Here is a 20,950-nt window from a genome sequence, read left to right as displayed (position 1 = left end):
CGCTAACTCTCGGGCCGTTCAAATACACGCTGTCGCGCCCGCACCATTTCTGAAGTTCGGGCTGTTTTCCAGATTGCCTTCCCAGGAGAGTTCGATGTCCAAAAAGACATGCGCCCTAGCCATTTCCATCGCTTTGCTGTCCACCGCCGCCATGGCCGCTCAGCCAAGCAGGGTGCAGCAATTCGATGCATGGGGTGTCTATTCTTATGGCAGCGGCAGCGGCAAAAGCTGCTACATTCTCTCGGTTCCGGTGCAGCAGATGCCAGCGGGCGTGAACCACGGCGACAACTTCTTCCTGGTCGCACCACAGGCTGGCAAATCCAACATGATGCCGCAAACAATCATGGGTTACGGCTTGAAGGCAGGCTCCAACATCACTGTCAGCATCGGCAACGACACCTTCACCATGGTGCCGAAGGAAAACGCTGCCTGGGTTCGCGACCCGGCCCGCGAACCGGCACTCGTCGCCGCCATGCGTGGCGGAAGCGAGATGCTCGTGAAGGCCACCTCCGCACGCGGCACCAACACCAGCTATACCTATTCGTTGAAGGGCGTGACGGCTGCACTGAATGCCGTGAGCAAATGCCGCTAGCGGTGTGATTGTGACATTTGATCATCGCCGCACATGGGTATCAAATGTCAAACTCATTCCACTAGGCATGGCCTGAGGGCCTGACCGCTCAATTCCTGCGGGCAGAGCACAACGGATTGCCAGCTGCCCTGCTTTGGGCATAACTTCCTTTTCATGCACTGCAACAGCGCCGTGAAAAGGGAGTACAAGCATGGCCAGAAGCGTCGTCGTCACCGGATCCACCAGCGGCATAGGGCTTGGTATTGCCCGCGCCTTCGCCGCCGAAGGGGCGAATGTGGTGATCAACGGCTTCGGCAATGGGCAGGAGATCGAGGCCGCGCGCGCCGAGCTTGAAAAGCTTGGCGGCGGCACGGTGCTGTATCATTCCGCAGACATGACAAAGCCGGATGAGATTGAAGATCTCATCCGCACGGCGGAACAGAGCTTTGGCACGGTGGATGTTCTCGTCAACAATGCCGGTATCCAGCATGTTGCAAAGATCGAGGAATTTCCGGTGGAGAAATGGGATCAACTGATCGCGATCCTGCTTTCCTCAGCTTTTCACACCATGCGCAACACCATTCCGCTGATGAAGAAGGCCGGCAAGGGCCGCATCATCAATGTAGCCTCCGCTCATGGACTAGTTGCATCCCCATTCAAATCTGCTTATGTGGCAGCCAAGCACGGCGTTTTGGGTTTGACCAAAAGCGCCGCACTGGAATTGGCCGAATTCGGCATAACAGTGAACGCCATCTGCCCCGGCTACGTGCTGACGCCGCTCGTGGAAAAGCAAATTCCCGCAACGGCCCGCGAACGTGGTATCTCGGAAGAGGCGGTCAAGACGGACGTCATGCTCCGTTTGCAGGCGACGAAGCAATTCGTCTCCATCGATGAAGTCGCCCAGACGGCGATCTTCCTCGCCAGCGACGCAGCACGACAGATCACCGGCACTCATATTTCCATCGACGGCGGCTGGACCGCCCAATAATGTCCATAAGGGAACACGCATGACGTCTGCCATCCGCTTCATTCTCAATGGCGAGGAGGTTTCGCTGGGGGATTTCGCTCCAACCGAGACCTTGCTGGATTATCTGAGGCTGAAGCGGCGGCTTACCGGCACGAAGGAAGGTTGTGCCGAAGGCGATTGCGGCGCATGCACCGTGCTGGTGGGGCGCCTGATCGGTGGCGCACTGCGTTATGAAAGCGTCAATGCCTGCATTCGCTTTCTCGGCTCCCTGCATGGAACCCATGTGGTAACGGTGGAGCACCTGGCGGCCAAGGATGGCAAGCTGCATCCCGTGCAACAGGTGATGGTGGACTGTCATGGCTCGCAATGCGGCTTCTGCACACCGGGCTTCGTCATGTCACTCTACGGTCTCTGGATGGCCAGCGAAAAGCCGACCCGGGCTGAAATCGAGACCGCCCTGCAAGGCAATCTCTGTCGCTGTACAGGCTATGAGCCCATCGTGAAAGCCGCAGAACAGGTGGCGGAGCAGCGCCCCAGCGCCCTGTTCGACCCCATCGAACGCGACCGTGCCGAGGTGATGGCCAGACTCTGGACCATCCGCTCCACGTCCGACACGATCACGGTCGAGAAGGATGGCGCGCGCAGTGTCATTCCGGGCACGCTGGCTGCGCTGGCAGAGGTGCTTGCCGCCAATCCTTCCGCCACCATCGTTGCCGGATCTACCGATGTGGGTCTTTGGGTGACCAAGCAGATGCGGCCCCTGAAACAGGTGGTCTTCATCAACCACCTCACCGATCTGCAAATGCTGACGGAGGACGAAACCGGCATCGTGATCGGTGCTGGCGTGACCTATTCGCAAGCCTTCGAAGTGCTGGATGCGCGGTATCCGGCGTTAGGTCGCCTGTTGGACAGGCTGGGCGGTCAACAGGTGCGCAACATGGGCACGATTGGCGGCAATATCGCCAATGGCTCACCGATTGGCGATACTCCTCCGGCACTCATTGCGCTGGGGGCAGAACTGACCCTGCGCTCCGCAACCGGCAGCCGCTCCATGCCGCTGGAGCACTATTTCATCGAATACGGCAAGCAGGACCGCCAACCGGGCGAATTTGTTGAAAAGATCACCATTCCACACGCCGATGAGGAAGCCTTCTTCGCCGTCTACAAGATCTCCAAACGCCGGGACGAAGACATCTCCGCCCTGTGCGGTGCCTTCTACCTGATGCTGGATGGCGAAGGCTGCGTGGAAAGCTGTCGCATCGCGTTTGGCGGCATGGCAGGTACGCCAAAACGCGCCAGCGCGGTGGAACAGGCCCTCATCGGTCGCCCCTGGAGCTGGAACACGGTGGCCTCCGTGCGCGATTTCTTCGATGAGGACTACACGCCGCTCACCGATTGGCGCGCCACTGCCGAGTATCGCTCGATCACGGCCAAGAACCTGCTGACACGCTTTTTCCTGGAAACTGCCGGGCAACCACAAGAACTGGCCCGTTTCGAGCCGGAGGAGGCTTGAGCCATGGACACCACCACCTTCGAAGCCAAGGACAAGATCAACGGCCCCATGCATGTCTCGCTGCGGCATGACTCCGCCCACAAGCATGTTACCGGCACGGCAGAATATATCGATGACATGCCGGAACCTGCGGGCACACTGCACGCAGCGCTTGGCATGGCAGACCGCGCCCATGCGGATATTCTCTCGATCGATCTGAGTGCAGTGAAAGCGGCACCGGGCGTGGTGGATGTCATCACGGCTGAGGACATTCCAGGCTTCAACGATGTTGGCTCCACCGGCCAGCATGACGAGCCGCTACTGGCAACCGACAAGGTCGAGTTCCACGGCCAGCCGATTTTCGTCGTCATCGGCGAAACGCGCGATCAGGCGCGGCGGGCGGCGCGTCTGGCGAAGATCGACTATCGCGACCTGCCGCACTGGACGGATATCGATGGCGCACTGGAAAACGGCGCTCCATTGGTTGTGAAGCCGATGGTGTTGAAGCGCGGCGAGCCTGAGGCGGAAATCGGCAATGCCCCGCTTCGGCTGCAAGGCAGGATGTATATTGGCGGTCAGGAGCATTTCTATCTGGAAGGGCAGATTGCTCTTGCCATCCCCGGCGAGGATGAGGACATCACTGTCTGGTCCTCCACCCAGCACCCCAGCGAAGTGCAGCATATGGTGGCCCATGTTCTGGGCTGCGCCAACCATGCCGTCACTATCAATACGCGGCGCATGGGCGGCGGTTTCGGCGGCAAGGAAACTCAGGGCAATCACTTCGCCTGTCTGGCTGCCATTGCCGCCAAGAAGCTGAAGCGCGCCGTGAAGTTCCGCCCCGACCGGGACGAGGACATGGCCGTGACGGGCAAGCGGCATGATTTCCGCGTCGACTATGACCTCGCTTTCGATGAAGAAGGCCGCATCCATGCGGTGGATGCCACCTATGCCGCACGCTGCGGCTTCTCGGCAGATCTATCCGGCCCGGTGACGGATCGCGCCCTCTTCCATGCGGATTCCAGCTATTTCTATCCGCATGTGCACCTCACCTCGAAGCCGCTCAAAACACATACATGCTCCAACACCGCATTTCGTGGGTTTGGCGGGCCGCAGGGCATGCTCGGCGCTGAGCGATTTATCGAAGAAATCGCCTATGCGGTGGGCAAGGACCCGCTGGATGTTCGCAAGCTCAATTTCTACGGACAACAAGGTTCAGGCCGCACGCTGACGCCCTATCATCAGGAGGTTGAGGACAACATCATCCTGAAGCTGGTGGAAGAGCTTGAAGCCTCCAGCGACTACCGCGCGCGGCGTCAGGCCATTATCGAGTTCAATGAAAACAGCCCCGTTATCCGCAAGGGCATTGCCCTGACGCCGGTGAAATTCGGCATCTCCTTCACCATGACGGCCTATAACCAGGCTGGCGCTTTGGTCCATATCTATCAGGACGGCTCGATCCACCTCAACCATGGTGGCACGGAAATGGGCCAGGGCCTCTACACCAAGGTGGCGCAGGTGGTGGCCGATGCCTTCAACGTGGATATCGAACGGGTGAAGATCACCGCGACGACCACGGGCAAGGTGCCGAACACCTCTGCAACTGCGGCCTCTTCCGGTTCCGATCTCAACGGCATGGCTGCACTCGATGCTGCGCGACAGTTGAAGGAGCGCCTGATCGATTTCGCCTGCCGCCAATGGAAGGTGGATAAGGATCAGGTGGAGTTCTTGCCCAACCGCGTGCGGGTGGGCGAGGATATTGTGCCCTTCGAGACATTGGTGCGCGCCGCCTATTACGACCGCGTGCAGCTTTCCGCCGCCGGCTTCTATAAAACACCGAAGATCCACTGGGATCGCGCCGCAGGCAAAGGCAGGCCCTTCTATTATTTCGCCTATGGAGCCGCCTGCTCTGAAGTCTCGATCGACACCCTCACCGGCGAATATCTGGTGGATCGCACCGATATTCTGCACGATGTCGGCAAATCGCTGAACCCGGCCATCGATATCGGCCAGGTGGAAGGGGCCTTTGTGCAGGGCATGGGCTGGCTCACCACGGAAGAACTCTGGTGGGATGCGAAAGGCCGCCTGCGCACCCATGCGCCCTCGACCTATAAAATTCCGCTCGCCTCGGACCGCCCCAAGATCTTCAATGTGAAGCTGGCGGAATGGTCTGAGAACAAGGAAGCAACCATCGGTCGTTCGAAGGCCGTTGGTGAACCACCCTTCATGCTGGGCATTTCTGTGTTCGAGGCGCTTTCCATGGCTGTCGCTTCCGTTGCCGATTACACTGTCTGCCCGCGCCTTGATGCACCCGCAACGCCTGAACGGGTGCTGATGGCCGTGGAGCGCCTGAAGGCGATGTGAGATGACATCGCTAGTAAACTTCCTTGAAGGCAATAGGGCTTCGATCCTCGTCACCGTCACCGGCACCAAGGGCTCGACGCCGCGTGAGGAAGGCGCGTTCATGCTGGTTTCCGAGGCGCGATGCTTCGGCACCATTGGCGGCGGTGCGCTGGAATTCATGGCCATAGACAATGCGCGAGCGCAGCTGAAGGGAAGCGGTCAGACGCAGATGGATGTGCCTCTCGGACCGGAAATCGGCCAGTGCTGCGGTGGCCGAACAATCCTCACCTTCCAGCAGGTAACGCCGGATGTGGCCTCTGACTTGGAGTCACGACTTGCCGCTGAGTCTGCCGCCTTTCCCAGAGTCACCCTGTTCGGTGCGGGCCATGTGGGCAAGGCCCTGGCGGCAGCACTTCTGCCCCTGCCCTTTCAGGTCACCGTCGTGGAAACACGGCGTGAGGAGCTGGAGGGTCTGCCAAACGGCGTGGAGACAAAGCACGTCGCCATGCCCGAAGCGCTGGTGAAAGACCTGCCAAGAGCCAGCGCTGTTCTCATCCTCACCCACGATCACGCGCTCGATTTTCTGATCGCGAAGGAAGCCCTGGCACGATCCGACCTTGCCTATATCGGCATGATCGGCTCGCAAACGAAGAGGGCGACTTTCAAAAACTGGCTGGCGCGGGAAACCTCGGGCGAAGTATCGGAAGAGCGGCTGATCCTGCCGGTGGGTGGCACAAAGGTGCGGGACAAGCGTCCTGCCGTGATTGCCGCTCTGGTGGCCGCAGAACTGCTGACCATCTGTGCCAGCATTCTCACAAGCCCCGACTGATAAAGTTTTTACGTGCGGCGTCGAAAGCGGTGTCCTGTCGCGGCTTTGCGCGATCGTAACGGCCATCGATCAGGCCTAAGTCGCTCAACTCTCGTTGGCTCAGCTCTTCTGGATCAAGTTGGTTGATGCCAGAAGCTCTCATTGGAGGAGAGTTTCTAAAGACTATCGACGCAAGACGGCGCGGCAGGCGGATCAGGCTAATCCGCCAGTTCAATTGGAAACTGGACATTTCTGGGCTCATTCATCTGTGTTTCTGATGATGATCGTGCTACCACTGCCTCATAAAATCCAATCGAATTACACTCTGAATGCATAAAGAAAACTGATCCATGAAGATGTCCCGGCAGTTCCCGCTCAATGCGCTGCGTGTATTCGAGGCAGTAGCAAGGCATGGAAGTTTCACCAAAGCAGGCGAGGAACTGGGCCTTACCCAGACGGCTGTGAGCTATCAGGTGAAACTGCTGGAAGACACGATTGACGAACAACTCTTCCTGCGCCGCCCGCGCAAGATTGCGCTGACGGATGCGGGATCAAGGCTCGCCCCAAAGGTTTCCGAAGCATTCGAGACCCTGCGGGAAGCGGTGGCTGACATGCGCAACACCGCCGATGGCACCTTGACGATCAATTCCAGCTCCACCTTTGCCAGCCAGTGGCTGGCCCGGCATCTCGGCAGCTTTCAGGTCAAAAATCCCGGTCTTGCCGTGCGGCTAGAACACTCGCAAGATCTGATCGATTTCAGCCGCAGTGAAGCTGATCTTGCCATCCGTTCCGGTCGCGGAAATTGGCCGGGTTTGAAAGTTCATTTCCTCATGCGCAATCATTTCACGCCCATGCTGAGCCCCCATCTTGCAGATAGCATTGGCGGTGTTCACTCCCCGCTGGACCTTCTGAAACTGCGCATCATCGATGCGGGCGATCCATGGTGGATGATATGGTTCAACGCTGCGGGTCATCCTGATGTTTCGCTTCAGGATCAGCCCCGCAACCGGCTTGGCGCACAGGCCATTGAAGCTGCCGCCGCCATCGCAGGCCATGGCGTTGCCATTCTGCGCCCAGAATTCTATGCAGAGGATGTGGCGCTCGGTCGCCTGATCCAGCCTTTCGATCTCACCTGCGAAGATGGCTCGCATTACTGGCTGGTCTATCCCGAAGCCCGGCGCAATTCGGCTAAAATCAGGGCGTTTCGCGAGTTTCTGCGCGAGGCGCTTCCGGAGTTCGATAAGCCTATAATTTAGGAAACACTGGAAAGTTCAGCGAAGCCCGTTTCTTCCGGCCCTTTCCGCTTTCCTTCATCCGCGAATTTTCGCAAACTGTGATGTCGGGGAATGAATCGGGAATTCCGCATATGTATGAATACGCCATAGCCTGGGAATGGCTGAGCTTCGCCGTGCGCTGGCTGCACGTGATTACCGCGATTGCCTGGATCGGCTCCTCCTTTTATTTCATTGCGCTGGATCTTGGGCTGGTAAAGCGCCCGCATCTACCGGTCGGTGCCTATGGCGAGGAATGGCAGGTCCATGGCGGCGGGTTCTATCATATCCAGAAATATCTGGTGGCACCGGCCCAGATGCCGGAGCACCTGACCTGGTTCAAATGGGAAAGCTACATGACATGGCTTTCCGGCTTCCTGATGCTCTGCGTCGTCTATTACGGCGGGGCTGACCTTTTCCTGATCGATCACAGCGTGCTGCCGCTGGCACCGTGGCAGGCTATCCTCCTGTCGCTCGCCTCACTCTCTATCGGCTGGATCATCTACGACCTGCTGTGCAAATCCCCGATCGGTGAGAACACTTGGGGGCTGATGGCCCTGCTTTATGTGGTTCTGGTTGCCATGGCGTGGGGCTACACGCAGATTTTTACCGGTCGTGCCGCCTTCCTGCATCTCGGCGCATTCACTGCGACCATCATGTCCGCCAACGTGTTCTTCATCATCATCCCAAACCAGAAGATCGTGGTGGCCGATCTGATTGCAGGCCGCACACCGGACCCGAAATATGGCCGCATCGCCAAGCAGCGCTCACTGCACAACAACTACCTGACGCTGCCCGTCATCTTCTTCATGCTGTCGAACCATTATCCGCTGGCCTTCGGCACCCAGTTCAACTGGATCATCGCCTCGCTCGTCTTCCTGATGGGCGTCACCATCCGTCACTGGTTCAACACCACCCATGCCCGCAAAGGCAAACCCACCTGGACATGGCTCGTTACGGTGCTGATCTTCATTCTCATCATGTGGCTATCAACCGTGCCGAAGGTGCTGACGGGCGAGAAGGAAACTGCTTCCGCACTTTCACCCACCCAACAACGCTTCGTCGCGGATGCTCATTTCGGCCAAGCAAAGGAAATCGTGCAAGGCCGCTGCTCCATGTGCCATGCCGCAGAGCCGGTTTGGGATGGCATAAGTTTCGCGCCTAAAGGCGTGAAGTTCGAAACAGATGCGGAAATTGCACGCCATGCCCATGAGATCTACATACAGGCCGGGCGCAGCCATGCCATGCCGCCCGGAAATATCACCGAGATCACGCCGCAGGAACGTAAGCTGCTTACGGCCTGGTATGAAAGCGCCGTTCATGGCGTCGGAGCAATGCAATAAATGACTTCTCTTCTTCTTCGCGGACGCCTCCTCTCTTTCCATCGCGCGCCCGAAAGCCTGACCGATGCCTCAAGTTATCTCTACGAAGAGGATGGCGGGCTTCTGGTGAAGGATGGGCGTATTGCCAAAACTGGCTCTTACGCCGATGTAAAGGCCGCTGCACCGGAAGGCGTTGCGGAAGTCGATCATCGTCCGCATCTCATCCTACCGGGCCTTATCGATACGCATGTTCACTTCCCACAGATGCAGGTGATTGCATCCTATGCCGCCAACCTCTTGGAATGGCTGAATACATATACGTTCCCAGAGGAATGCCGCTTTGTGGAAACGGCCCATGCGGAGCGCATTGCAGGCCAGTTCTATGATGAATTCCTGCGGCAGGGCACGACCACGGTTGCAGCTTACTGCTCCGTTCATAAGGCCTCCGCTGATGCCTTTTTCGGCGAGGCCATGAAGCGGAACATGCTGATGGTGGGCGGCAAGGTGATGATGGACCGCCACGCACCGCAGGGACTGCTGGATACGCCACAGCTTGGCTATGACGAGACCCGCGCGGTCATCGAACAATGGCATGGCAAGGGCCGAAACCACGTCGCCATCACGCCGCGCTTTGCCATCACCTCCACACCGGAACAGATGAGCGCAACGCAAGCCCTGGCGCAGGAATTTCCAGACCTGCATATCCAGACGCATCTTTCCGAAAACTACGAAGAAATCCGCTTCACCTGTGAGCTTTACCCTGAAGCCGCGGATTATACGGATATCTACGCCCGCTATGGGCTTCTGGGCAAAAAGACCCTACTCGGCCACGCCATCCATCTGTCGGAGCGAGAGGCGGATGTCCTTGCGGAAACAGGCGCGGTTGCCGTCCACTGCCCCACATCCAACCTGTTTCTGGGCTCCGGCCTCTTCCCGCTGAAGGCCATCACCCGGCGCGAAAAACCGGTGCGCGTGGGTGTCGCAACCGATATCGGCGGCGGCTCCAGCTATTCCATGTTCAAGACGCTGGACGAGGCCTACAAGATCCAGCAATTGCTGGGCGAGCGCCTGAACCCGCTCGACAGCTTCTACCTTATGACGCGTGGCAATGCGGAAGCGCTTTCGCTGGCAGATCGGATCGGAACGCTGGACGAAGGCACGGATGCGGATTTCGTGGTGTTGAACGCTAGCGCCACGCCCGCAATGCGGCTTCGCATGGAAACGGTCAGCACGCTGACCGAGGAGCTTTTCCTGCTGCAAACACTGGGCGATGACCGTTCGGTCATAGAGACCTATGTGGCTGGTAAGGCAATGAAACCAGAATCTTAGGGTTGAGGAGATTTCATCCTACTTTCCTCTTCCGTTGGCGGTCGCTTATGGTAGTTGTTGAACAACTATTCGGAGGACGAGACGCTTCATGACTGCCCCATTGACGATTGCCGACCTGAAGGCGCTGGCACGCCGCCGCGTGCCGAAAATGTTCTTTGATTATGCCGATAGCGGCTCATGGACCGAGGGCACCTACCGCGCCAATGAGGACGATTTCGCCGCCATCAAGCTGCGCCAGCGCGTGCTGGTGGATATGACGGATCGCTCTTTGAAAAGCGAAATGATCGGCCAGCCGGTTTCCATGCCGGTTGCACTTGCGCCCACCGGCCTCACCGGCATGCAGCATGCCGATGGTGAGATGCTGGCAGCCAAGGCGGCGGAAGAATTCGGCGTTCCATTCACGCTCTCCACCATGAGCATCTGCTCGATCGAGGATATTGCCTCGGTTACCTCCAAGCCTTTCTGGTTTCAGCTCTACGTGATGCGTGATCGCGCCTTCATCGAAAACCTCATCGACCGCGCCAAGCGGGCGGGCTGCGCAGCCCTCGTGGTAACCGCCGATCTGCAAATTCTGGGTCAACGCCACAAGGATCTGCGCAACGGTCTTTCCGCACCACCAAAATTCACGCCAAAGCACATCTGGCAGATGGCAACGCGGCCGCAATGGTGCCTGGGCATGGCGCGCACCAAGCGCCACGGCTTTGGCAATATCGTTGGCCACGCCAAGAACGTATCCGATCTGTCTTCGCTTAGCTCCTGGACCGCCGAGCAGTTTGACCCCCGCCTCTCCTGGAAGGATGTGGAGTGGATCAAGGAGCGGTGGAACGGCAAGCTGATCATCAAGGGCATACTGGACGAGGAAGATGCGCGCGCCGCAGCCGATACCGGGGCAGACGCCATCATCGTCTCCAACCATGGCGGCCGCCAGCTGGATGGCGCGCCCTCCTCGATCAGCATGCTACCGAAAATCGTCGAGGCTGTCGGCGACCGGATCGAGGTGCATCTCGATAGTGGCATTCGCTCAGGCCAGGATGTGCTGAAGGCCGTCGCCCTTGGCGCGAAAGGCACCTATATCGGCCGGCCTTTCCTGTACGGCCTGGGTGCCATGGGCAAGGAAGGGGTTGAACTGGCTCTCAACATCATCCGCAAGGAGATGGATGTGACCATGGCGCTATGCGGCAAGCGAGATATCACGACAGTGGATCGCAGCATTATCGCCCACTGCCCTTATTGAGAAAGCCTTGAGGCGCTAAAAGCGCCTCAACTCCCCCGATAGGTGGAGTAGCCGTAAGGCGAAATCAGAAGCGGAACATGGTAATGGCCGCTCTCATCGGCAATGCCGAACCGAATGGGAATGACATCGAGAAAGGCCGGTTCCGCCAATGGGGCACCGCTGCGGCGGAGATAGTCCCCGGCATGGAAGACGAGTTCATAGGTCCCTTTGCGAAAACTCTCGCCAATCAGCATCGGCCCGCCATCCACGCGGCCATCCGCATTGGTGCTCACGCTTTTCAGATGCGAACGCGCCTCCCCGTCCAGCCGGTAGAGATCGATCACCAGACCTTCGGCGGGTTTCCCGAGGGCAGTATCGAGAACATGGGTTGTCAATCCGGTCATAGGCTAGGCTCACTGATGCTATAGGGTTGCGAAAAGAAGAATTCTTCCAGATTGTTGCCCGGCCCATCCCGGTCCACAACCAGAAAATCGCTCGGCTCGCCAATCGTCATCAGCGGATGATGCCAGACATTGCGGCGATAGTTTACGCCCTGATCGGCGCGCGCCAGAAACACCTGCGGCTCCCCCGGCTTTCCATCTTCATCCTCGGAGACAACGACGAGATAGGGACGACCGCTTAACGGTGAAAAGCTTTGGCTGCAAAGGGGATGGCGCTCCATCATCGCGACGTCGTAAGGAAATGGCCGCGGCTGGCCGCGGAAGATATTGAGGATGACCCGCGCACCATCCCCCACGACCTCCGCCTCGGCCAGAGCATGGAAGCGCTCCGTATTGCCGCCATTGATGAGCTTCATGCGCGACGCGTCGGCTTCTATAACCTGGCCGAAGGGCTTGAAAGCGGCTTGCGTCAACGGACGAACAGGTAATGTCTTCAGCATTTCGGGTCATTCACCTTGAGCATGGACGGGGTTTAAAGCGCACAAAGCAGCGAGGGCCGCATCGTCGAGAAAAGGGCGTCACCTATTGCGGATCTGGCGCGGCAGGCACGTCTTCCTCATGCCGAGGGCAGCATGCTTTCCAGACGCAGAAGCGCGATCCGCTCCACCTGCCCGCAGGCCGTCGCGAACTCCTCCTCGCGGCTGTTGTTCACACGCTTCTCGAATGCCGCCAGAATATCGTGCCTGTTCAGCCCCTTGACGGCGATGATGAAGGGAAAGCCGAATTTGCGGGTATAGGCATCGTTCAACTCGGTGAACCGTGCATGCTCTTCCGGGCTCAGACGATCCAGCCCAGCGCCTGCCTGTTCCTTGCGGCTGTCTTCCGTCAATTCTCCGGCAATGGCCAGTTTACCGGCAAGATCGGGATGCGCCCGCAGTACACGCAGCCGCTCTTCCTCGCTCGCCACGCGAAACACCGCAACGAGCGCGGCATGCACCCGCTGCACATTGAGCTTTTCACCCCGCACGAGATCGTCGTCATAGGCACGCTCTGCGATAAAGGGCGAGTGCTCGAAAACGCCGCCAAAGCGGTCGATGAATTCCTGTCTTGTCATGATCAAATCGTTTCCGGCTTGTGGTGCTCGTGCCAGTGGCGGGCAATCTCGATCCGTCGGGGTATCCAAACCTTCTTGTGCTCGAGCACATATTCCATGAAGCGCCTGAGCGCGGCGATACGGCCCGGCCGTCCGACAAGGCGGCAATGCAGGCCGACAGACATCATCTTCGGCGCGCCCTCCTTGCCTTCGCGATAGAGCGTATCGAACGTGTCCTTGAGGTAAGTATAGAACTGGTCGCCCGTATTGAAACCCTGAGGTGTCGCAAATCGCATGTCATTGGCTTCAAGCGTGTAGGGAATGATGAGGAAGGGCTTTCCATCCACGCCCTTGACCCAATAGGGCAGATCATCGGCATAACTGTCGGAGGAATAGAGGAAGCCACCTTCCTCCTGCACCAGCCGCAGTGTGTTGATCGAAGGTTTGCCCTGATACATTCCATAGGGGCGCTCACCGGCCACTTCCGTATGCAGCCGCACGGCATCCAGAATATGCTGGCGCTCCAGCTCCTCCGGATAATCCTTGTATTCGTGCCAGCGATAGCCGTGGCTGGCAATTTCCCAGCCCGCCTCATTCATGGCGGCAACCGCATCCGGGTTGCGCATCATGGCAAGCGTGACGCCATAGACGGTGCAAGGCACGTCGAGTTCCGTAAACAGCCGGTGAAGCCGCCAGAACCCGGCACGGGAGCCGTATTCATAAATGCTTTCCATGTTCAGATTGCGCTGGCCCGGCCAGGCCGCCGCACCGACAATCTCCGAAAGCAGGTTCTCCGACGCGGGATCGCCATCGAGAATGCAGCTCTCGCCGCCTTCCTCATAGTTGATGACAAACTGCACCGCGATACGCGCTCCACCCGGCCATTTCGGATCCGGGATCGTGCGGCCATAACCGACAAAATTGCGGGGATAGGCGTCTGCAACCATCGAAAATCACCTCTGAAATTGTGATCTGACGGTAGCATTCAGACGCTAAATGTCGAGTGTTTCTAATGCATTACACAATGCATTTTTCGTTTCGCCCGTCACGCAATGCGACGGGCCGAAACGCTGCCCAGCGGATGCAGGGAATGCACCAGGAAGGGCGCGCCAGGCTCCTGCTCGATGAAGAGGGCCAGATTGGCAAGCTGCTGGCGCCGCTGGAGAATGGGTTCGAAATAGCGCTTGAGAACCGCTTCGAAACGCGGCATTTCGGCAGCCCCCACCGGCCCCGTCAACGTCATGTGAAAGCGAAACTCATCCATCACATGCGGGTGGCCGAACCGATGCAGATTGGCAAACTGCGCGGCCGAAAGCCGTTCGGTATCCACCCGCTCCAGCTCCGCTTCAGACATGGGCGCGCGAAAACTGTCAAAATGCATGACAACCGCCGCAGCAAGATGGTTCAGCTCGGCGCAGGGCACGGCAGGCGCCAGCGCAAACCGATTGCCCAGACGCACCACTTCCAGCGGCGGCAAGGCGATCGGCTGATACTGCCCCGTGAAATGCATCATCTGCCGAAGAAGCATTGCCTCCGAGACACCTTCGACGAGACGGAACGGCGGCTTCAACGTGCCGTGAAATCCGTAACGCCTTGGAACGGCGGTGTTGAACGCAATTTCGTGAAGACCGAGATCGCGGATGAAGGGGAGTTCCATCGCTTCACCGGAAAAGGCGTTGCGTCCAAGCCATTGAGAGGCGGCGATCGTCAATGGATCCGCAGCAGAAGGCGTGAAATTGATGGCGTAGCGCATGCGTAACCTCCAGAGGTCCCGTCCCCTCGGAGCAAGCGATTTACGCGATTCCTATGACAGCTTGACGACGCGGCAACGTAGTCATCAGCCGGATTCTGCAACCTTAAGATGACTTTCCAGCCAGTAATTATCGGGTGTGTCTATGACTGCACCGCTGAACGGTGCAAGCACCGCATCCGCCAGCCTGTGCGCCAGACCGAAGGAGACCTTGAAGCCGCCGGTGAGAGCAAGCACACGCGGAGCCTCCGGGTGCGGCCCGATCATCGGATCGCGATCAACCGCCTTGGGTCGCAGGCCAGCCCATCGCTCCACCACGGGAGCCGTGCGAAGCATGGGGCTGAGTTCCCTCGCCTTCTCAATAACCTTATCCAGCAGAGCGTCCGTCTCGAATGGCTGTTCGAACTCTTCTTCGCTCGTACTGCCCACCGCCACCAAGCCCTCTTCGTGCGGCACAACGTAGATGCCATTGAGAAACAGGACCGGATTGGTCGTCTCGATCCCGGCGCGCAGAAGCGCCGCCTGCCCTTTCACCGCACGGCCCAACCGGCGCGGCAAAGAGGGCCCCAGCTGTTCCAGCAATGGAAACGAACCGGTACCCGAAGCCATGATGCAGTGACCGAATGCAATGTCTGTTCCATCGGCAAGGCGAACATGATCCGCCATCAGGCTTGCAACTTCGGCACCATCCACACGCTGAACGCAGGCCAGGGCATCGCAGGCGGCAACCAGTGCCGCGATCAGGTGACGGGGTGAAACGCGCCCGGCCAGCTGGTCGTATACCACACCGAAGGCCGAAGGTTCTGCCGCAAGCCATCGCTCATCCGGCGTACCGTCCAGCACCGTCCAGTCGAAGCGCCTTGTCTCAGACACCCAGCGAAGTGCTGCATCCTCGCCGTTACGTTCGGCAATCGGGCGCAGGTGTGGCTTCGGAAGGGGGATCAGACGCCCGCAGCGGGCATAGCCGCAACTCAAGCCCGTTTCCGCCTCCAGCCGCGAAACCTCCAGTTCCAGATCGCACAGCGCATAGAATTGAAACTGTTTCTTGGCATTCCAGCGGTCGGGAATATGGGGCATCAACGCACCGAGCAGGCCGCCGCTTGCACCGGAGCCGGGCCTTGCCCGGTCCACGATGAGGGTACTGAGCCCAAGCCGCCCTGCCTTCAGTGCAGCCCACAGGCCCATGACCCCGGCCCCGATCACCAGAAGATCGACGCTTTGCCGATGAGACGCGGATTGACCGGACCCTGCCGGGGCATTATCCGCATGTTCCGAAAAAGGATGAGCCATGACGGACACCGAGAAGACACAGAGTGAAGCCAACGCCCTGGAATGGCGCGAGGGCGATATGCCCTATTCCAGCCAGTTTGGCGACCACTTTTATTGTCAGACCGACGGGCGGCTGGAATGCGGCCACGTGTTCCTTAACGGCAACGGCCTGCCTGAGCGCTGGCAGCGTGCCGGCGCGTTCCGCATTGGCGAACTGGGCTTTGGCACGGGTCTGAACTTCTGCGAAACCTGGCGGCAGTTCGAACAGACGGCTCCGGAAGACGCCGCGCTACACTTCGCCTCCTTCGAACTTTACCCGATGACAGCGGAAGAGATCGACCGCGCCCTTTCCCATTGGCCGCAGATCGACCGCGAGCGAAAAGCACTTGTGGAGCAATGGCCTGTGGAGCGTAGCGGCACTGTGACGGTGAACCTCACGCAACGGGTTGTCCTGACTGTTCACTGCGGCAAGGCAGAGGAAACGGTCCCCCGGATCACGGAGCCTTTCGACGCCTGGTTCCTGGATGGCTTTGCTCCGTCGCGCAATCCGGACATGTGGTCACTGGAGCTGATGCAGGCGGTCCATGACAGGACAAAGCGTCACGGCAGCTTCGCCACCTATGCCGCGGCGGGCTTCGTCCGGCGAAACCTCCAGGCGGCAGGCTTTGCCGTGGAGCGACGTCCGGGGTTTGCCGGCAAACGCGAAATGCTGTGCGGCACCAGGGAAACCTGATCGCGAAACCGCGCGCCCCTCACAACAGGGATTGGCCGGAAGACCGACGCAAAGGCAGCCATTCGCGGATTTTGCCAGCAAGAAGCTCCGGGCTTATCGGCTTGGACAGATAATCATCCATGCCCGCCGCGAAGCACAGGTCGCGATCGCTTTCCAGCGCATGAGCCGTAACGCCGACAATCGGCACATGGCCGCCGAAGCTGCGCTCCAGTTCGCGAATGCGCCGGGTCGCCTTGTGCCCGTTCATCACTGGCATGGATACATCCATGAGGATGAGGCGGGGTTGCTGCTGCTGCCAGGCTGCGACCGCTGCGGCACCGTTTTCGACGATGCGGAAGCTCACATCGAGCGATTGCAGGATCTGGGTAAACACGATCTGGTTCACCTCATTATCCTCGGCGACGAGAATATCGAGAGCGGACGGCGGTTGCTCTGCCTCCGGCACAGCATGAACAGTTTTCGCCGGTCGGGAGATCGGCGCTCTCGGCGCTACAGGCATCTCCTCCAGTCCGCGCTGCTCACGGCGCGCATTGCGGATGACCTCCACCAAAGCTTTCCGCAGCAATTGGCCGCGTACCGGCTTCATCAGATGCGCCTGAATATCCAGATGCTCGGCGGCACCCTCACCGCTGGTCGTATCCATGGATGTGAGGAAGATGATTGGCACATCGCGCAGCTGCGGATCGTTGCGAATGGCTGTCGCGACCGCATGACCGTTCATCTGCGGCATCTGGTAATCGAGAATGACGGCATCGACTTTGACACCCAGTTGCGCCGCCGCGCGCAAAACAGCCAGTCCTTCCGGGCCATCCTTGGCGGCAACGCCATCAAAACCCCAGAGAAACAACTGCTCCGAGAGAATCTCCCGGTTGACGTAATTGTCGTCGATAACCAGCACCTTGGCATTGCGCAGGCTTGAGGGCGCGGACACCGAGATCTGCTGATCCGACACCTTCTCGAAGGGGAGAACCACTGTGAAAACCGATCCCTTGCCGGACTGGCTGGACACATCGATTGTGCCGCCGAAAATCTCGACCAGGCCCGCGGTAATCGCCAGCCCAAGCCCCGTTCCTTCATGGCGACGGGTGGATGATCCATCCACCTGCGAGAACTTGTCGAAAATCCGCTCCAACTGATCGGCGGGAATGCCAATCCCGGTATCCGTGACGCGCAGAGTGACTTCCGCCTTGCCCTCCGGCTTCTCCTGCACACTCAGCTCGATCAGGATATGGCCTGTCTCGGTGAACTTGATCGAATTGCCAAGCAGATTGGTGACGATCTGACGGAAACGGCCCGCATCGCCAACCACACGCGGGCTGGGGCCAGCCACGCGCACGATCAGTTCGATGTCCTTCTCTGCCGCAGAGGACGACAGCAGCGTGGCGACATCTTCGATGGCATCGCCCGGATCAAAGGCGACCTTGCGAAGCGTCATCTGCCCCGCATCGATCTTCGAGAAATCCAGAATATCGTTGATGATCGTCATCAGCGCCTTGCCGGATTTGACGATGATCTCCGTAAAGGTCTTTTGCTTGGTATCGAGACTGGATTTCGACAGAAGCTCCGCCATGCCCAGAACGCCGTTCATGGGAGTGCGGATTTCATGGCTCATATTGGCCAGAAATTCCGATTTTGCCTTGTCGGCAGCCTTCGCGCGCTCCAACAGGCGCTGCAGTTCAAGCTCACGCTGGCGCGCATCGGTCACATCGGTGAAAACGGCCAGAAACTGTTCGTCACCGCTCTTCTTCACCTCGACATCGACAAAGCGCGCCCCGCCCACATATGCCATGAAACGAGCCGGTTCCTGCGTGTCACTGACGCGCCAGGCCTCACCTTCCGCCAGGACTTTCTCCGGGTTGCGAATGTCTCCACGGTTCGCGAGCGCATCGAGCACCGCACGCCATGGCTGGCCGTTTTGCAAAATGTCCGCCGGCAGTTCCAGAAGGTCTGCCACAGCATCATTGCAGAAGGCGATTTCCTCGCCCTGCATGATCATCAATCCCTGCGACATGGCGCTGGTGGCCGTCTGCATGAGGGCGGCGTGACGATCGAGTGCCGCGCGGGCCTCCTGCACTTCCTGTTCGCGCTTGCGGATACCCGTAATATCGACACAGGTGAAAAGGATCTTGCCATTGCCGACATGCGACCGATCGACAAGAATGCGCCGCCCGGCAAGGTTAGCCAGCTCGAAATGCGGAATTTCGCCAGGCTGAAGCAACAGCTCCAGCCGCTGCTTCAGCAACTCATCGAAACTGGTATCGCCATAGACCCCGCGGCCGAGATTGAAACGCAGGAAATCCTCATAAAGCTCACCCGTCCAGTCACGGTGTTCCTCACCTTCGGCACGCCAGAACTCGTTGAGCGTCCAGTTGACGTATTCCAGGCGAAGGTCGCGATCCATAATGGCGACGCCCACCGGAAGAGCCTGAAGAATGGCCTTCAATTCTTCATGCAGCCGTTCCGCCTCGCGCTGTGCAGCACGCACCAGCGAGACATCGGTGATGGAGCCGACGAGATAACGCTCCCCTGCCGGCGAGGAAATGCGCCGGATACGCACGATGGCAGACATCCTGCTGCCATCCGGCATCAGGACGTCGTCCTCCGCCTCGATATAGCCGCCATGCTCAATAAGCTGCTGGCTTTGCGCGGAATAACATTCACCATGCTCGGGGAACATGTCCGCCGCAGTCAGCCCCAGATACTCTTCGCGCGGCTTTGAATGCATGGCACCATAGGCCGCATTCGCATAGGTCAGGCGAAGCTGGTTGTCGCGCAGGAAAACCGCGACCGGAAGCTCTTCAAAGGCGGCGCGAAAGATCTGCGCCTCCTCAACTTCCTTGCCAATGCGCATTTCCTGAATTTTTTCGTTGGTCACGTCCTGGCGCAACATCATCAGCCAGCCGTTATCCAGCCTTTTGTTGACGCTGCGCACCCAGCGACCGTCCGGCATGGGCTCGACCGCATGCCAGATGGGCTGCTGGAAAATCTTCATCCTCTCTTCTGCCGCATCCACCCAGACCCCATCGGGCGGTGCCGTGCTGGCCATGTCGGCGGGCGCATTGCCATAAGCCTGTTTCACGAGGTCTGACAGCGCCTTGCCGGGATAGAGGGTTGCACCGAAGGCGGCGTAATGCGCAGTCAGCCGATCATTATAATGAATGAGCCGATCATTCGCGTCGAAGATGCCGATACCGGTGTCGAGAAGATCGAGGACAGGGCCGAAGCTTCTGAAATCGAACTCTGCCCTTGCCTGGGCCTCCATATCGATTGCGTGGGGTTCGAACAGTACGAACAGGTAGGGATCGTCATCCTGCGAGATAAAGCGTTCGATGCGGATATCATGAAGCAGCCGCCCCCGTTCGTCACGCAACTCAACGCTTTCATCCGTGCCGAAAACGAGCGCGCGGTTCTGCTTGTCCCTGAAGAGATCATGCTCGCGAAGGCCGTCGATTTCATCGGCACGCTTGCCGGGAAACCGTTCTGCCTCCAGGCCATGCAGCCGGGCATAGGCAGCGTTGACGACCACATAACGCAGGCCACCATCCTTGATGCAGGCAGGAACGGCAAGATCACCTATGCGCTGGCAGGCTCGTTGCAGAAGTGCGCCGTCGCTCGTCAAATCCATTCCTGCAATTGCTCCGCCCGCGCATCTTTGCTCAATGAGACATAGCTCAATTTTCTTAAATAAGGTTATATCGAATCAAGTCATGAACCATTGGCCCAAGGAAAAGCATCCTGAAGCGAATGTCACCACACATGATTCTGTCATTCATATTATTGCCGTTATTTTAACTTGAAGCGGCCCCACTTCTACTCTTCGAACCCAAAAAATGATAATCGGGCAACCGGAGGCTTTGTCGGGCTGAACATCCGTTCAGACTCCGCTCAGGTTTCTTCCATTAATCTGCCCTCATTGAGGAAGAAGATCCTTGTCGTGCCCTCCTGGGTGAAAGGAATAGAGCTATGACCGTACTGAGGAAAACCATCACTGCGGGTCTTGTTGCGGTTTCGCTGACAAGCGCACTGGTTGCCACTGCACCCGCAGCAGAGGCGCGCGATGATTTTGCCGCTGGACTGGCCGGCGGGCTTGTCGGCGGGCTGATCGGTGGCGCCATCGCCTCCCTGCCGCGTGGCCCGGTTTATGAAGGACCGGTCTACATCGATCCGCCACCGCCGCCTCCACCGCGCCGCATCTATTACGAGCGCAGCTATTACCGTGCGCCGCCTCCGGCTCGCTGCCACTTTGAATGGCGCGAAAACGATTGGGGCGATGCCTATCGCGTCCGCGTCTGCGCCGACTGATCGGCCAGCAGCCTAACCTGAAAAGTCATAACCTCCACCAGAGGTGGAGGTTTGAAACGCTGCGCTTGAACCGCTAGAAGCGGTTTTGC

At 58.9% G+C, this 20,950-nt stretch carries 19 protein-coding genes; 11 read left to right on the top strand and 8 right to left on the bottom strand.

Annotated features, from left to right (window positions below; translation table 11 throughout):
- Nucleotides 1–94 precede the first annotated feature (94 nt).
- The 5 genes from ACFSE1_RS11405 to xdhC all read left to right on the top strand — a co-directional run bounded on the left by ACFSE1_RS11405 (nucleotide 95) and on the right by xdhC (nucleotide 6,199).
- On the top strand, nucleotides 95–592 hold the full coding sequence (locus tag ACFSE1_RS11405) for an invasion associated locus B family protein (RefSeq protein ID WP_377400983.1): 498 nt from the start codon (nucleotides 95–97) through the stop codon (nucleotides 590–592).
- Between the two features lie 190 nt (nucleotides 593–782).
- Nucleotides 783–1,559 (top strand): 3-hydroxybutyrate dehydrogenase, encoded by a 777-nt coding sequence (locus ACFSE1_RS11400; protein ID WP_377400980.1) that lies wholly within the window; start codon nucleotides 783–785, stop codon nucleotides 1,557–1,559.
- A 19-nt stretch (nucleotides 1,560–1,578) separates the two neighbouring features.
- Nucleotides 1,579–3,051, top strand: coding sequence for a xanthine dehydrogenase small subunit (xdhA, locus tag ACFSE1_RS11395; protein ID WP_377400977.1), 1,473 nt, complete (start codon nucleotides 1,579–1,581; stop codon nucleotides 3,049–3,051).
- A 3-nt stretch (nucleotides 3,052–3,054) separates the two neighbouring features.
- A complete protein-coding gene (gene xdhB, locus ACFSE1_RS11390) occupies nucleotides 3,055–5,391 on the top strand; it encodes a xanthine dehydrogenase molybdopterin binding subunit (protein ID WP_377400974.1) in 2,337 nt (778 codons plus the stop codon).
- Nucleotide 5,392: 1 nt separating this feature from the next.
- A complete protein-coding gene (xdhC, locus tag ACFSE1_RS11385; RefSeq protein WP_377400972.1) occupies nucleotides 5,393–6,199 on the top strand; it encodes a xanthine dehydrogenase accessory protein XdhC in 807 nt (268 codons plus the stop codon).
- On the opposite strand, the gene ACFSE1_RS11380 is transcribed toward xdhC, so the two are convergent.
- Nucleotides 6,183–6,440: a hypothetical protein gene (locus tag ACFSE1_RS11380; protein WP_377400969.1), complete on the bottom strand. Its 258-nt coding sequence runs from the start codon at nucleotides 6,438–6,440 to the stop codon at nucleotides 6,183–6,185. The genes xdhC and ACFSE1_RS11380 overlap by 17 nt on opposite strands.
- Before the next feature lie 88 nt (nucleotides 6,441–6,528).
- Between ACFSE1_RS11380 and ACFSE1_RS11375 the strand changes: the two genes are divergently transcribed.
- From ACFSE1_RS11375 to ACFSE1_RS11360, 4 genes are all read left to right on the top strand, one after another.
- Nucleotides 6,529–7,434, top strand: a complete 906-nt coding sequence (locus tag ACFSE1_RS11375; RefSeq protein ID WP_377400966.1) for a LysR substrate-binding domain-containing protein — start codon at nucleotides 6,529–6,531, stop codon at nucleotides 7,432–7,434.
- Between the two features lie 110 nt (nucleotides 7,435–7,544).
- Nucleotides 7,545–8,792: a urate hydroxylase PuuD gene (gene puuD, locus ACFSE1_RS11370; protein ID WP_377400963.1), complete on the top strand. Its 1,248-nt coding sequence runs from the start codon at nucleotides 7,545–7,547 to the stop codon at nucleotides 8,790–8,792.
- Nucleotides 8,793–10,100, top strand: coding sequence for a guanine deaminase (gene guaD / locus ACFSE1_RS11365; RefSeq protein ID WP_377400960.1), 1,308 nt, complete (start codon nucleotides 8,793–8,795; stop codon nucleotides 10,098–10,100). It abuts the gene before it with no gap.
- 88 nt (nucleotides 10,101–10,188) lie between these two features.
- A complete protein-coding gene (locus ACFSE1_RS11360; RefSeq protein WP_377400957.1) occupies nucleotides 10,189–11,334 on the top strand; it encodes an alpha-hydroxy acid oxidase in 1,146 nt (381 codons plus the stop codon).
- Between the two features lie 26 nt (nucleotides 11,335–11,360).
- Here ACFSE1_RS11360 and uraH read toward each other — a convergent pair whose 3' ends face one another.
- The 6 genes from uraH to ACFSE1_RS11330 all read right to left on the bottom strand — a co-directional run bounded on the left by uraH (nucleotide 11,361) and on the right by ACFSE1_RS11330 (nucleotide 15,847).
- A complete protein-coding gene (gene uraH, locus ACFSE1_RS11355; RefSeq protein ID WP_377400954.1) occupies nucleotides 11,361–11,717 on the bottom strand; it encodes a hydroxyisourate hydrolase in 357 nt (118 codons plus the stop codon).
- Entirely contained in the window at nucleotides 11,714–12,214 is a 501-nt protein-coding gene (locus ACFSE1_RS11350) for an ureidoglycolate lyase (protein WP_377400951.1), read from the bottom strand. Before ACFSE1_RS11350 ends, uraH begins: the two co-directional genes overlap by 4 nt.
- Before the next feature lie 116 nt (nucleotides 12,215–12,330).
- Entirely contained in the window at nucleotides 12,331–12,831 is a 501-nt protein-coding gene (uraD, locus tag ACFSE1_RS11345) for a 2-oxo-4-hydroxy-4-carboxy-5-ureidoimidazoline decarboxylase (protein ID WP_377401113.1), read from the bottom strand.
- Nucleotides 12,831–13,754 (bottom strand): allantoinase PuuE, encoded by a 924-nt coding sequence (gene puuE / locus ACFSE1_RS11340; RefSeq protein WP_377400948.1) that lies wholly within the window; start codon nucleotides 13,752–13,754, stop codon nucleotides 12,831–12,833. Before puuE ends, uraD begins: the two co-directional genes overlap by 1 nt.
- 98 nt (nucleotides 13,755–13,852) lie before the next feature.
- On the bottom strand, nucleotides 13,853–14,560 hold the full coding sequence (locus ACFSE1_RS11335) for a DUF1045 domain-containing protein (protein WP_377400945.1): 708 nt from the start codon (nucleotides 14,558–14,560) through the stop codon (nucleotides 13,853–13,855).
- 84 nt (nucleotides 14,561–14,644) lie between these two features.
- Nucleotides 14,645–15,847 carry an NAD(P)/FAD-dependent oxidoreductase gene (locus ACFSE1_RS11330; RefSeq protein ID WP_377400942.1) on the bottom strand — a complete coding sequence of 401 codons (1,203 nt, stop codon included), beginning with the start codon at nucleotides 15,845–15,847 and terminating at the stop codon, nucleotides 14,645–14,647.
- Between ACFSE1_RS11330 and mnmC2 the strand changes: the two genes are divergently transcribed.
- Nucleotides 15,846–16,559 (top strand): tRNA (5-methylaminomethyl-2-thiouridine)(34)-methyltransferase MnmC2, encoded by a 714-nt coding sequence (gene mnmC2 / locus ACFSE1_RS11325; protein ID WP_377400939.1) that lies wholly within the window; start codon nucleotides 15,846–15,848, stop codon nucleotides 16,557–16,559. The two genes, ACFSE1_RS11330 and mnmC2, sit on opposite strands and share 2 nt — an antisense overlap.
- A gap of 19 nt (nucleotides 16,560–16,578) precedes the next feature.
- Here the strand turns inward: mnmC2 and ACFSE1_RS11320 are convergent, their stop codons facing one another.
- Entirely contained in the window at nucleotides 16,579–20,184 is a 3,606-nt protein-coding gene (locus ACFSE1_RS11320) for a response regulator (protein WP_377400936.1), read from the bottom strand.
- A gap of 338 nt (nucleotides 20,185–20,522) precedes the next feature.
- Here ACFSE1_RS11320 and ACFSE1_RS11315 point away from each other — a divergent pair, with 338 nt between their 5' ends.
- Nucleotides 20,523–20,861 carry a hypothetical protein gene (locus tag ACFSE1_RS11315; protein ID WP_377400933.1) on the top strand — a complete coding sequence of 113 codons (339 nt, stop codon included), beginning with the start codon at nucleotides 20,523–20,525 and terminating at the stop codon, nucleotides 20,859–20,861.
- The last annotated feature ends 89 nt before the right edge of the window (nucleotides 20,862–20,950 follow it).

The sequence above is a fragment of the Affinirhizobium helianthi genome (genome assembly GCF_042680945.1).
GTDB lineage: Bacteria > Pseudomonadota > Alphaproteobacteria > Rhizobiales > Rhizobiaceae > Neorhizobium > Neorhizobium helianthi.
The sequence above is the reverse complement of the archived record's forward strand: the minus strand, read 5'-3'. Positions and strand labels throughout refer to the sequence as shown.